The organism is Streptomyces avidinii (assembly GCF_045161815.1).
Classification (GTDB): Bacteria; Actinomycetota; Actinomycetes; order Streptomycetales; family Streptomycetaceae; genus Streptomyces; species Streptomyces avidinii.
In genome coordinates, this window is record NZ_CP108863.1 from 7,251,541 (window position 1) to 7,264,231 (window position 12,691).

Annotated in this window: 11 protein-coding genes; 4 read left to right on the forward strand and 7 right to left on the reverse strand. The window is 71.4% G+C overall.

The genetic code is table 11. The annotated features are described in order from the left end of the window. Positions 1-96: 96 nt before the first annotated feature. Both OG373_RS32760 and OG373_RS32765 read right to left on the reverse strand, forming a co-directional pair. Positions 97-348 (reverse strand): acyl carrier protein, encoded by a 252-nt coding sequence (locus tag OG373_RS32760; RefSeq protein WP_052873145.1) that lies wholly within the window; start codon positions 346-348, stop codon positions 97-99. A gap of 13 nt (positions 349-361) precedes the next feature. Further along, positions 362-1,543, reverse strand: coding sequence for a SchA/CurD-like domain-containing protein (locus tag OG373_RS32765; RefSeq protein ID WP_405442027.1), 1,182 nt, complete (start codon positions 1,541-1,543; stop codon positions 362-364). A gap of 148 nt (positions 1,544-1,691) precedes the next feature. On the opposite strand from OG373_RS32765, the gene OG373_RS32770 reads away from it, so the two are divergent. Continuing rightward, positions 1,692-3,383: an FAD-dependent oxidoreductase gene (locus tag OG373_RS32770; protein WP_405442028.1), complete on the forward strand. Its 1,692-nt coding sequence runs from the start codon at positions 1,692-1,694 to the stop codon at positions 3,381-3,383. Positions 3,384-3,459: 76 nt separating this feature from the next. Here OG373_RS32770 and OG373_RS32775 read toward each other — a convergent pair whose 3' ends face one another. The 3 genes from OG373_RS32775 to OG373_RS32785 all read right to left on the reverse strand — a co-directional run bounded on the left by OG373_RS32775 (position 3,460) and on the right by OG373_RS32785 (position 7,731). After that, positions 3,460-4,104 carry a TetR/AcrR family transcriptional regulator gene (locus OG373_RS32775; RefSeq protein ID WP_405442029.1) on the reverse strand — a complete coding sequence of 215 codons (645 nt, stop codon included), beginning with the start codon at positions 4,102-4,104 and terminating at the stop codon, positions 3,460-3,462. 139 nt (positions 4,105-4,243) lie between these two features. Further along, positions 4,244-6,238 carry a discoidin domain-containing protein gene (locus tag OG373_RS32780; RefSeq protein WP_405444286.1) on the reverse strand — a complete coding sequence of 665 codons (1,995 nt, stop codon included), beginning with the start codon at positions 6,236-6,238 and terminating at the stop codon, positions 4,244-4,246. A gap of 284 nt (positions 6,239-6,522) precedes the next feature. After that, complete coding sequence (locus OG373_RS32785; protein ID WP_405442030.1) at positions 6,523-7,731, reverse strand: serine hydrolase domain-containing protein; 1,209 nt, start codon at positions 7,729-7,731, stop codon at positions 6,523-6,525. A 223-nt stretch (positions 7,732-7,954) separates the two neighbouring features. On the opposite strand from OG373_RS32785, the gene OG373_RS32790 reads away from it, so the two are divergent. Further along, positions 7,955-8,791: a helix-turn-helix transcriptional regulator gene (locus OG373_RS32790; RefSeq protein ID WP_405442032.1), complete on the forward strand. Its 837-nt coding sequence runs from the start codon at positions 7,955-7,957 to the stop codon at positions 8,789-8,791. A 25-nt stretch (positions 8,792-8,816) separates the two neighbouring features. Here the strand turns inward: OG373_RS32790 and OG373_RS32795 are convergent, their stop codons facing one another. Next, positions 8,817-10,352 carry a monooxygenase gene (locus OG373_RS32795; RefSeq protein WP_405442034.1) on the reverse strand — a complete coding sequence of 512 codons (1,536 nt, stop codon included), beginning with the start codon at positions 10,350-10,352 and terminating at the stop codon, positions 8,817-8,819. Between the two features lie 64 nt (positions 10,353-10,416). On the opposite strand from OG373_RS32795, the gene OG373_RS32800 reads away from it, so the two are divergent. Both OG373_RS32800 and OG373_RS32805 read left to right on the forward strand, forming a co-directional pair. Further along, positions 10,417-11,121, forward strand: coding sequence for a TetR/AcrR family transcriptional regulator (locus OG373_RS32800; protein WP_405442036.1), 705 nt, complete (start codon positions 10,417-10,419; stop codon positions 11,119-11,121). Beyond that, a complete protein-coding gene (locus OG373_RS32805) occupies positions 11,114-11,479 on the forward strand; it encodes a zinc ribbon domain-containing protein YjdM (RefSeq protein ID WP_397734406.1) in 366 nt (121 codons plus the stop codon). The genes OG373_RS32800 and OG373_RS32805 overlap by 8 nt, the downstream gene beginning before the upstream one ends. 176 nt (positions 11,480-11,655) lie before the next feature. Here OG373_RS32805 and OG373_RS32810 read toward each other — a convergent pair whose 3' ends face one another. Further along, positions 11,656-12,627 (reverse strand): ScbA/BarX family gamma-butyrolactone biosynthesis protein, encoded by a 972-nt coding sequence (locus OG373_RS32810; RefSeq protein WP_405442037.1) that lies wholly within the window; start codon positions 12,625-12,627, stop codon positions 11,656-11,658. Positions 12,628-12,691: the final 64 nt, after the last annotated feature.

A 12,691-nucleotide genomic window follows, 5' to 3' on the forward strand; every position in this document is an offset into this window, starting at 1 on the left:
CGTCGGCCCGCACACGCCTCGAGACCGGCACGGAGCCGGTCTCGGGGACGTGTCCGGTGGGCCCGCGGCGCCCGGTGGGCTCGGGCCGCGCAGGCCTCAGGCCGCCAGGGCGTTGTTGACGAGGTCGAGGAACTCGCGCGGCGACTTGCAGCGGTCCGCGTCGGCGGGCAGCGGCCGGCTGTGCCGGTTCTCCAGCTCACCGACGATGCCGAGGAGTCCCAGGGAGTCGAGCCCCCACTCGTCGAAGCCCGAGTCGGGGCGGCTCGCCATCGCCGCGGGGTCGACGGTGATGCCGGCCCCCTTCTTCATCAGAGCGGCCAGTTCTTCCATGGTCAGTCGAGCGGTCATGACGGACAACTCCTCATGCTTGGACCGGCGTGCGCCGGTCGGTGATCAGGCGCATTTCAGAGCGCGCGAGGAAGCGTGAGATCTCCTGGTCGGTGGTGGGGACGCCGTCCTTTGCGCTGTCGAGCAGCCGGGCGAGCACGGCGGCCTTGTGGCTGCCCTCGACGCCGAGGGCCAACGCGGGCCGCGCGTCGAGCGGGCCGCGCAGATCGAGGAGCCGCACGACGATGTCGTCGCGCTGGAAGACGGTGCTGCCCTCGACGGGGCACGTCGGGTCGTCCACGGCCGCCTCGTCGTGGCCGGCCAGCAGCCGGGCGAGCGCCATGCCGCACCCGTCCTTGGCCGGGTAGAAGAGGGCGTGCCGCCGGAGGTCCGCGGGCTCACGGCCACCTGCCGCCACGTGGTGCACCGCCGGGAGCGCCGCCCGGGTGAAGAACATCCGGGCCGATCCGGGGTCGCTGAGATCCCGGTCCTGCTCCAGGTACGGGTTGATGGCCTCCTCCAGTGCCTGCACCTCGGGCTGGCGGGCCACGTGGCGCAGTGCCGCGAGGAGGTCGCCCTCCACCTCGACCGCCCGCACGACCCGGTTGCCGTGCATGAACAGCGAGCTGCGGCGCAGCCGGGTCGTCTCGTCGACCTGGGCCTGCGGGGAGGTGTACCCGGCCAGCAGCTCCGCCACCACGGGCTCGCTGCCCGGCTTGACGGTGAAGGTGAGCGCGTGGCGGACCACGCCGTCCCCGCGTCGCGGAGCCACCTGGAGATGCCCCCGGGCCCGGTCCGCGGCGCCCGCGGAGGCGGCGGCGGAGGGGAAGGCGCCGAGCGGGACGGTGAGGGAGGCGAGACCGGGGTCCGGCCCCTTGCCGGTCTCCCGCAGCACACTGAAACGCAGCGATCGGGTGTCCCGTACGCAGCCGTGGAGCGGCTGCACCGAGGCGACGTGTTCCTCGCTGTTGACCCAGGCCAAGAACCGCGGTGCGCTCTCCCATTCACTGGTGATGAGCCACTGCGACGGATTCTCGATCGACTGGCACAACTCGTCGCTGATGTGTCCGGGGACGGAGGACACCTGCTTGCGCAGATGTTCGTACACCTCCAGAAACTGGTTCTGCGCTCCGTCGTACAGATCCAGCAGCAGCACGACCCGAAGCCTCGAGCCGTCGAAGGCGGACTGGGATATCCGTTCCGACAAGGTTGTCATCGTTCACACTCCTTCGAGACCACACGGTCGCCACGGGGCGGCGGCACCCGAACCCGATCGTTGTCCCGTAATCCCTGCGGCGCGAGAGGAGAGAACCAAGCGGGTGAACGGGCGAGGGAACCTGCCCCGCACAGGGCATGGAAGAGCCATGAAGGAAAACGTCGACCACCACGTCCCGGTCCTCATCGTGGGCGGCTCGCTGGTGGGTCTGTGCACCTCGCTCTTCCTCGGCCGGCATGACATCAGGCACATGGTGGTCGAGAAGCACGCGGGTACCTCGCTGCACCCACGCGGACGCGGTATCAACGTTCGGACGATGGAGCTGTTCCGGGTCGCCGACGTCGAGCACCGGATCCGGGAGGCCGCCTCGGTCCTGGCGGACAACCACGGCATCCTCCAGGGCGGCTCGCTGACCGGAGACGATCAGGAGTGGCTTTTCGAGGAGATCGACCCGGGTGGCGCGCTCGCGCGCTTCAGCCCGTCGTCCTGGTGCCTGTGCAGCCAGAACGACATCGAGCCGGTCCTGATGTCCGTGACCCCCTCCCTCGGGGCCGACCTGCGGTTCTCCACCGAACTCCTCTCCTTCGACCAGGACCCGGGCGGGGTCACCGCGATCGTGAAGAACCGGGACACCGGGGAGCACAGCACGGTGCGCGCGGACTACCTCGTCGCCGCCGACGGGCCGCGCAGTCCGGTGCGCGAGCAACTGCGGATCGGTCAGAACGGCTCCGGCGACCTGTTCCACAACGTGAGCATCACCTTCCGGTCCCGGATGCTCGCCCACGTGGTCGGCGACCGGCGCTTCATCGTGTGCTACCTGACCAGGCCCGACGCCGACGGGGCCCTGCTGCCGGTCGACAACGGCGAGCGGTGGGTCTTCCACGCGCCCTGGCACCCGGACCGGGGCGAGACACTGGAGGACTTCACCGACGAGCGGTGCGTCGAGCACATCCGGCGGGCCGTCGGCGCACCCGACCTGGACGTCGAGATCACCGGGAAGGCTCCGTGGCACGCGGCCGAGCGGGTCGCCGAGCGGTACGGGGTCGGCCGGGTCTTCCTGGCCGGTGACGCCGCCCACGAGATGTCTCCCACCGGGGCCTTCGGCTCCAACACCGGCATCCAGGACGCCCACAACCTCGCCTGGAAGCTCGCCGCGGTGCTGGGCGGTTCGGCCGGGCCGGGGCTGCTGCAGACCTACGAGGCCGAGCGGCTTCCGGTGGCCCGGGCGACGAGCGAGCGCGCCTCGGCCCGCTCCGCGGAGCACAGCCACCCGGGATACGAGCCCGACCCCGAGATCCTGCCCGCGACCGAACCCGAACCCGACCCGGAGCCGGGCGCCGCGCCGCGCGGTGGCGGCGGCCGGCAGGGCGGCGTCCTCTCGGTGGCGATGGGCTACCGCTACAACCGGGGCGCGGTGCTGGGAGCCGACCCGGAGCAGCCCGTCGTGCCCGACCGGATGCGGCTGAGCGGCGAGCCGGGCAGCCGCGCACCGCACATGTGGCTCTGCGGGCCGGGGGAGCCGGAGCCGAAGTCCAGCGTGGACCTGTACGAGCGTTCCTTCGTCCTGCTCAGCTCCGAGGACACGCCGTGGCGCGCCGCGGCCCGGTCGGTCGCGGAACAACTGGGCCTGCGCCTGGACGCGTACGCGATCGGCACCGGACCGGAGGCCGACCTGATCCCCGCGAACGGCGGCGACTGGACCGAGGTGCACGGCACGACCCCCGAGGGCGCGGTCCTCGTGCGCCCCGACGGCTTCGTGGCCTGGCGCTCGGCCCAGGCCGTGGCGGACCCGGAAGCGGTCCTCCACGAGGTCCTGACCACCCTGCTGGACCGCGCCTGACACCACGCCGGAGGGCGCCGTCCCGTGGAGCGATCCACGGGACGGCGCCCTCCGTACATGCCGGGAGCCGGTCGGCTCACCCGGCCCTCGTGGAGCCGAGCCCGCCGGACGTCTCGGCCGGATCCGGCCTCTCGTCGATGAGGCCCGCGACATGGTCGGTGATCATGTCCAGGATGTCCGCCGAGGTCCTGTCGTCGCCGAGGACGAGGTGGTTCAGCGTCAGGCCGTCGGTCATGGCGGCCAGATAGCGGGCCAACACGATCACGGGCACGCGGAGTTCGAGGGCCATGTGGTGGCGGAGCTGTTCGATCAGCTCGGTGTAGGTGTCGCAGTACCGCTCGTACTGCCGTTGCGCCAGGTGCTCGAAGCCCGGCCGGCGCAAGGCGTACTGGGTGAGTTCGTACGTGAGCATGTGCTCGCCGGGACGGTCGGACACATGGTCCCAGTACGCCTGGAAGCCCGCCCGGATGGTCTCCCGGAGGGTGGCCTTCGGCTGGATCGCCTCCCGTACCAGCGTGACGCTGTGATCGGTGATCGCCGCGATGACGGATTCGAGCAGGGCCTGCTTGGAGTCGAAGCAGTAGTGGAAGACGCTCAGCGACACCCCCGCCTCGGCGCAGATCGACCTGGTCGTCGTCGCGGCGACGCCGTCGCGGGTCATGGCGCGGATCGCGGCCTCGGTCAGCTGTCTGCGCCGCTCGGCCGAGGGCATCCGTGCCATGGGTGTTCCTTTCGGTCGTGCTGTGCTGTGCGGTGTGGCCGATTGTGCGCGGTGGATCCGGCGCCGGGGAAGGCGGGAGGGCCGGCCGGATCAGCAGATCCGGCCGGCCCCGGCCACCCGTGCACTCGCCTCGGCGGCGTCAGCCGCTGTAGACGCCGACCTCGTGGAGCGAGTACCCCCACTGGGTGGCCCGCTGGAGTCCCTGGACGCGGACGTAGCGCGCCGGCACCCCGGAGAAGCGGGCCGTGTCCAGGCCGCCGTCACTGGCGGTCGTGGACCAGACGGTCTGCCAGTTCGTATCGTCCGTGGAGACCTCGATGCGGTACGCCTTCCCGTACGCGGCCTCCCAGTCGAGCGTGATGCGCCCCACCCGGTTCGCGGACCCGAGGTCGATGCGCAGCCACTGGTTGTCGTTCCACTCGCTCGCCCAGCGGGTGCCCGAGTCGCCGTCCACGGCCCGGCCCGGGGAGAAGTTCACGAAGGGGTTCCACCACTCCGCGCTCGACGCCGAGGCCGGGGAGCCCGCGGCCAGGTTCACACCGGACCTGTGCTTCTCGGAGTTCCCCCAGGTGGTCAGGTAGGACTCGGCGCCCTTGAAGAGGTCGTCCACCACGCCCTGGCCGCCGACGAGCCGGATGTCCTCGATCCAGTCGGGGACCAGACCGTAGTGCGCGGCGCCGTCGGTGTTGAGGTCCCAGGTGCGCGAACCGGTGGTCTGCTTGTCGATGACCGAGCCGCCGTCGGTGCTGCGGAACGGGTAGCGCACCGGGTTGGGGGTGTCGGCCCCGCGCGGTCCGGGCCAGCCGCCGACGCCGTTCATGTCGGTGCCGTATCCGTAGCCGACGTTGTACTTGTCGCGCAGCGCGTCCGTCCGCTTCGCCTCGGCACTGAAGCCCTCGGCTCCGCTCATGTACGAGGCGATGAAACCGCCGAGCTTGTAGACGCGCTCGGTCCAGTCCATGTCCATCCAGCTGTGCGAGGAGATGACACCCGGGTACGACTCGGACTCCAGGATGTCGAAGGCCCGGCCCGCGGCCTTCACGCTCATGTGGTCGACCTCGAGCATCATCTTGCGTTTCATCATGCCGCGCACCGCGTACTCACCGAGTTCCGTGAGCCCGCGCGTGTTGCACTGGGCGTCGCCGGCGTAGGACGGGACCGCGACCCCCGCGGGGAGTTTGCTCTGCACCGCGGGTGCGGCCGCCGCCAGCCCGATGGGGTTGTCGTGCTGCGGGCCGGTGCACTTCTCCGTCTTCCAGAAGGTCCCGGTCGACAGGAACTGGCCGACGTTGATGGCGGTGCCGAGGGCGCCCTCGTCGAAGCGCACCCCGCACAGGGCGTTGTCGAACTTGTGGCACAGGAACATGCTGCGCACGCCGAGGCGGTACAGCTCGTCCAGCCCGCGGTCGATGTCCTGCTTGCTGCACTGCGAGATGTCCAGGATCTGCTTGCAGCCGAAGGGTTCGGAGGTCTCGACCCCGAGGACCACGGCCAGCTTGCCCTGCTGGATGACGTCGCGGGCCTGCGCGGAGTCGGTGACGATCCGGAACCAGCCCTTGCCCGGGCCGCCGTACATCTTGTCGATGTAGGCCTGCATGTCGTACGTCTTCTGCGCCTCGAGCCGGATGGCGGTCATCTCGTCGCAGCCGCGGTCCTTGAAGAAGTAGACCGAGCAGATGACCCCGTTGGTGACGAGGTCGTTCACCAGGACCCGCTGGCCGCCGCGCCAGGCCCGCTCGACCCACGCGTAGTAGTTCTGCTGGTGGGTCAGCGAGTCGTGGGCGGGCCAGTCCTTGAAGGTCGGCCAGCCGTTCGGGTCGTGCTTGCCGTCCCCGCCCTTGGTGATGAAGTCGAAGATGGCGAGCGTGCCGTCGGGGTAGTGCTCGGGGCAGTCCTTGAGCGCGTCGGCCACCCCCGCCTCGGAGAACGGCTTGCCGCAGATGAGACGGCCGCCGAAGCCCTCGTTGGACATGATGTGGTCGTGCGCGTCGACGAAGCCCCGGACCCGTCCCTGGGCGTCGGTCCCCTTGAAGGGCTCGCCCGTGACGTTGATGTCGGAGTCGGGTGCGGGTCGCGCGACCGGGTTCCACCAGCCGGGGTCGGCGGCGGAACTGGGTACGGGGCCGAGCACCATGGCCACCACGGCGAGGAGCAATGACAGGACCGCCAGGGGCCTACGCCTGTGGTGCGTTTGTCGAGAAATGGTCATCACTCACGTCTTAGGTCAGCCGGATGGCGCGGTCGAGGAGCCGGATCCGCCGGGGGTCATGACAGGCCACGGCCACAGGCGTGGCTTGTCATGGACCCCACAACGGTGGGACGAGAATCCCGACTGCCGCCGACAGAGTCAATAGTCCGGGACAGATGACCTGATGATTCGTCAGACGGGTGCTCCCTGCGGGCACCCGCCCCGTGACGTCAGCGCGCGTTGCGTTCCGGCAGGTCCATCTCGGCCGGGGCGATGCCGAACCCGCGCGCCGCGGCCTTGGGGGCGGCCTTCGGGGCGGGCTTCCCGCAGAACGCGGCTTCGAGGGTGCCGCCGAGGGCCGTGTTGGCCTGCCCCCGGTTCGAGGTGTTCGCCATCGCGGCGAGGCTGCGGCGCCCGTCGCGGGTGGAGAAGGCGTAGGTGTAGAAGCCCTGCACGGTGCCCGTGTGCCCATAGACCGACGTGCCGCACGACAGGTCGTAGCGGCGCAGACCGAGCCCGTAGAACCGGGTGTTCGTGGTGTCGGTCGGAGTCACCGTGAGCATGGCGTCCAGCAGGCGCGCGGGCAGCAGCCGACCGCCGAGCAGCGCGGACGTGAAGGTGTTCAGGTCGGCGGGGTTGGAGATCACCGCCCCGGCCGACTGGGCCCAGGACGCCGTCTGCTCGGTGGAGTCGACCAGCGGGGCGCCCGCCTCGTCGGGGTGGAGGTAGCCGTGCGCGTGCAGCCCCCTGATCTGCGTCGCGGGGTGCACGTAGGAGGTGTTGCGCAGCTTCAGCGGCTTGAAGATGCGCCGCTCGTACTCCTTGGCCACGGCGTTGCCGGTGGTCTTCTCGATGAGCATGCCGAGGACGATGAAGTTGGTGTTCGAGTACGCGTACGCGGCGCCGGGCTCGTTCGTCCGCGGTTCGGCGAGCGAGAGGTTCACCAGCTCCTGGTAGCCGAACACCCGGTTGCGTACGGCCTCGAAGCCCGGCACGGTGTGCTCGAACATGGCGTTGGTGTAGTCCGACAACCCACTGCGGTGGCTCAGCAGGTGACGCACCGTGATCCGGTCGTCGGGCAGCAGCCCGGGCAGGTACCGGTTGACGGAGGTGTCCAGATCGACCTTGCCCTCGTCGACCAGTTGCAGCAGGACGACGGAGGTGAAGGTCTTGGTGACGCTCCCGATCCGGAAGCGGGCCTGAGCGTCCATCGCCGACCCCGTGACCTTGTCGCGCACGCCCACCGTCTTGACGCTGACCCCGTCGGGGCCGCTGAAACGGGCCATGGCGCCCGGCGCTCCGGCGCCGGTCGTGTTCTGCAGCGCCTGGGTCAGCGCGTCGAGGTCCGGAGTGGTCGGGGCGGCGTGGGCGGTGGTCGCCGGAGCCACGGCGGCCATCACCGCCAGCAGGGCTGCGCCGAGGGCGAGTCGTCGGTTCATGGGCTGGGGCACTGTGCTCCTCCGGTGGGGGGCGGAATCCGGTCCGTGGGTGTCGATCGGCCGGTGTCGATCGGCCGGGTGGGCCGGGTCGGCAGGGTCGGCAGGGTCGGTCGAACACGAGCCTACGCAAGATCATCAGGTCGGACGGGTGCCGGAAGGAGCGGGAACGCGCCAATAAAGAACGGCAGTTCCGCCACGCGGAGCCGCCTCCTAACCTGGAGGTGTGACCAGCAGCGATCTCGGAGACTTCCTGCGTGCCCGGCGCGCCCACCTGCGGCCCGGCGACGTGGGACTCGCCTCCTACGGACGCCGCCGTGTGGCGGGGCTGCGCCGCGAGGAGGTCGCCGTTCTGGCCGGAATGAACAGCGACTACTACGCCCGGCTGGAACAGGGACGCGAGCGCGGCCCCTCCTCGCAGGTCCTCGACGCGATCAGCGCCGCCCTGCGCATGGACGAGGCCGCGCGGGAACACCTGTTCAGGCTGGCGGGTACCGCGCCCGGCGGTGACCGGCCGCAGCCGCGGGAGGCGGTCGGGGCCGCCCTGAGGCAACTGCTGGACGGGTACACGAACACCCCGGCGTTCGTCCTCAACCCCGCCACCGACCTCCTGGCAGCCAACGCGATGGCCGAGGCGCTCTTCTCCCCGTTCGCGCAGCGGGACAACCTCGCCCGGATGACCTTCCTCGACCCCGCGGCCCGCCGATTCTTCGTCCACCCGGACCGCGCGGCCGAGGCGGTGGTGGCCGGGCTGCGCCACGCGACCGGCCTCGACCCGCGCTACCCGCGGCTGCTCGACCTGGTTCGCGAACTCGGTTCGGCCAGTGCGGACTTCGCCGCGCTGTGGTCCGCGCACACCGTCCGGGGCAAGACCTATGAGACCAAGGAACTCGACCACCCCGACGTCGGCCGGCTCTCGCTCACCTTCCAGTCCTTCGACGTGCGCGGGGCGCCGGGCCAGCAGCTGGTGGTCTACCACGCCGAACCGGACAGCCCGAGCGCCCGCGGCCTCGCCCTCCTCGCCCGCCTCGGAAACCCGGCCGCCACCGACCGCCCCTCATGACCGCCCGGGTGCCGGGCGCCCCGGCTCATGCCGCGGTGCGCGCCGTCCATGCGACGAGGGCGGCGTTGCGGCCGGTGAGGCGCTCGTCGGCGTCGTCGCTCCGGGTGGCCCAGGCGATGTGCCCGTCGGGACGGATCAGGATCTCGCGCACCCCGTCGAGCTCCGGGTGCTCCTCGTGCGCGCGGGCGGTGACCGCGCCGAGGTGCGGGTGCCGGCCGGGGCCCTCGTACGGTGCTGGGCGCGGGTCCCGCGCACCGGCGAGGCGGAGCAGGACGAAGCCGCCCCGGTGCAGGAGCTCGTACGCCCGTGTCGCGTCCGAACCGGCCGCGCTCAGGGCGATGTCGGGCATCCTGCGGCCTACCAGCGGATCGGCGCCGGGGGCGGTGGCGGGGTAGGCGGTGCCGAGCGCGGAGACCTGCTCGGCGAACCGGCGGTTGACCTCGGGCATCCTCAGCAGTTCCTCGAAGAGCCCGCGCAGGGCGGCGGCCGGGCGCCGGTAGCGGTCCACGAGCGGCAGCTCCGCCAGCAGCGTCTGCACCTCGGTGTTCTCGGTGACGGCCCGGCCGACGGGGTGGCGCTCGGCGTGGTAGGTGTCGAGGAGGCCGGGCGGGGCCCAGCCGTTCACCTCCGCGGCCAGTTTCCAGCCGAGATTCATGGCGTCCTGGAGCCCGGTGTTGAGGCCCTGGCCCGCGGCCGGGAAGTGGATGTGGGCGGCGTCGCCGGCCAGGAGGACGCGGCCGGAGCGGTAGGTCGCCGCCAGCCGGGTGGCATTGCCGAAGCGCGAGAGCCAGCGGGGCCGGTCGACCCCGAAGTCGGAGCCGCAGATCCGGACCAGCGCGCTGCGGAACTCCTCCAGGGTCACCGGTTCCCGCGCCGGTGTCCGCAGCCGCTCCGGGTCGATGTACACGAAGCGGGTGAGTCCGCCCTCCAGGGGGACGGCGAGCACGCCCGCGCCCCGGGCGGCGGCCAGGTCCTCGGGGTCGGCGATGACGGTGGCGAAGTCCCCGAGCACCCCGGTCAGGGTCTCGTCGGTACCGGGGAAGTCGATGCCGGCCGCCTCCCGGACGGCGCTGCGCCCGCCGTCGCACCCCACCAGGTACGCCGCGCGGAGGGTCCGCGGGACCCCGTCCGGCCGGTCGTCCGGCCCGTGCACCTCCGCCTCGACCCCGTCCTCGCTCTGCCGCAGGCCGGTGAGCGTGTGCCCGCGGCGTATCTCCACGCCCAGCTCGTGCGCCCGCTGCGCCAGCAGCTCCTCGGTACGCGCCTGGGCCAGGAACAGCGTGTGCGCCCGGCGGCTGTCCAGGGCGGTGAAGTCAAGCGGGGTGTCGAGCGCGGCGAAGTGCCAGCCGGGAACGGTCCGGCCGAGCCCGAGGAAGCGCGGGGCGAGGCCGCGCAGATCCATCAGTTCGAGGCTGCGCGGATGCAGGGTCAGCGCCCGGGAGTCCTGCTGGGGCCGGCTGCGCCGCTCGACGACCAGGGTCCGTACGCCGGCCAGTGCCAGCTCGCAGGCGAGCAGCAGCCCGGTCGGCCCCGAGCCCACCACGATCACGTCGGTATCCATCGGTGATGCCTCCCACAATTAGTGAACATCGTTCACGTGAACGATGTTCACTATAGTGAGGGTCATGAGCTCCCCGTCAACCCCCGCCCGTGGCCGCCCGGCCCGCCTCGACCGCACCCGGACGGTCGACACGGCGCTGGAACTCCTCGACGAAGTCGGCCTCGACGCGCTGACGATGCGCCGCCTCGCCGACGCGATGGACGTCCAGGCCGGCGCGCTGTACCGGTACTTCGCCACCAAGGGCGACCTGCTGACCGCGATGGCGGAACGCATGCTGGCCGACCTCGCGGCGGCGAAGAGCGACGGCGACTGGAGCGAGCAGCTGGCCTCCCTCGCCCGGGGCATGCGCAGGGCGCTGCTCGCCCGCCGGGACGGCGCGCGGGTCTACGCGGGCACCCATGCGACCGGGCCCCACACCCTCGGCTTCGCCGAGGCGGTCGTCGGCGTACTGCGCACGGCCGGATTCGGCGCGCAGGAGGCGGCGCGCACGCTGATGGCGGTGGCCCACCTGACCATCGGCCATACGCTGGAGGAGCAGGCCGCGCTCCAGCCGGTGGGGGGTGACGGGGCGGCGGATTCCGAGCGCCTGCGCCTGGCGGCCGATCCCGAGCGGTATCCGCAGCTCGCCGCCGCGCTGCCCACGCTCACGAGTGAGGACTTCGCGGCGCACTTCGAATTCGGGCTGTCCCTGCTCCTGCAGGGCCTGAGGACCCTGGACCGGTCGCCGACCTGCGGCGACGGGCCTGAAATATACTCGAGGGGTGACTGAGAACCCCTTGCCTCCCTGCCCCCAATGCGCGGGTGCGTACACCTACGAGATGGGGGCGCTCCTGGTCTGCCCCGAGTGCGGGCACGAGTGGCCGCACGCCTCCGGCGAGTCCGGTGAGTCGGGCGGCGCCGCCGAGGAGCGGGTGATCAAGGACGCGGTGGGCAACGTGCTGGCCGACGGCGACACGGTGACCGTCGTCAAGGGCCTGAAGGTCAAGGGCAGCCCGAGCGGCATCAAGGCGGGCACCAAGGTGCGCAACATCCGCCTGGTGGAGGGTGTCGACGGCCATGACATCGACTGCAGGATCGAGGGCTTCGGGCCCATGCAGCTGAAGTCCAGCGTGGTCAGGAAGGTCTGACCGGCCGCGACGGCGGGGACGGCGGGGACGCCGACGGCGCCGACCGTGAGCGAACGAAGGCGCCTGTCGGGCACGGACCCGATCAGGCGCCTTCGCCTTTCTTCCGGAGGGGGCGGACCGGTGCGGCGGGGGCTCATGGGCCGGCGCGCTCATGAGCCGAGTGCCTCACCGAAGAGTCAGGGCGTCGCGTGGACGTGGACGGGCGCGGGCGCCGTGGCGTTGATCGTCGCTGTGGCGGTGAAGACGACCTCGCCGTTCTGGCTGGCGACCACGCGTACGGGATGGCGGTCCGGCGTGGCCGGCTCCCCGGCGGTCGGGACGGTCTCGATCCAGCAGGCCGAGGTCAGCTCCGCGTAGCGGAAGAAGCGGATCTCCATATCGGTCAGGACTCCCCGTCGGGGGAAGGCGGAACGGTACGCGGCCTGACGCACGGCTTCCAGGAGCAGCATGCCGGGGGCGTGGTCGACGGGGTGGTCGAAGAGGATCGGGTGGTTGACGTCGGCCCGGAGCTGGGCGCGCCGCGTGGAGCTGGTGGGGGAGAGGATCACGTCGTGGAAGCGGTCGCGGCCCACACGGCGGGGCGTCAGCGGCGGCGGCAGCGGGATGGTGCGGGCGGCCACCTCGTCGAGGTCCGCGTTCGGGCCGCGCAGGCGCTGGTAGACGGCCTCCGGCTGGTTGGTGAAGCCTGCCTGGGCGGTGCCCAGGAACTCTCCGTCGCGGGTGGCGGTCACGTGCATGGTGAGACCCGCGAGTCTTCGGCCGCGCCGCGAGATGCCGGAGCAGCGGATGTGCAGTGCGATGTCGGCCGGAGTCGAACCGACGGCGAGGGTCTCGGGGTTGGTCGAGTAGCTGAACGTGTCCCAGATCTGGCGGTGACCGAAGGGGACTTCGTACGCGACGTGGCTCAGGAGCGGGATGGCCTGGCGGACCGACTCGGCGAGGAGCAGGGGATCGTGATGGCCGCCGTCCGGCGTGTAGAAGCTGTGGGAGCGGGGCCATTGGGCGCTGACGACGTACTCGTCCGGCGCGACGGTGCGCCACCCGGTGAGAAGGACCTCCGAGTGTGCGCTCTTGTGTACGTACTCCCGCGGTAAGGCGCTGCTGAGCGCGGCGATGGGTGAGGCGGAGTAATCAGTTGACAGAGTCATGGTTGAGCCCCCCTGGACGTCGGACATGAGCTGGTGCTTGTTCGGCGCAGGTCCTAAAATAAAG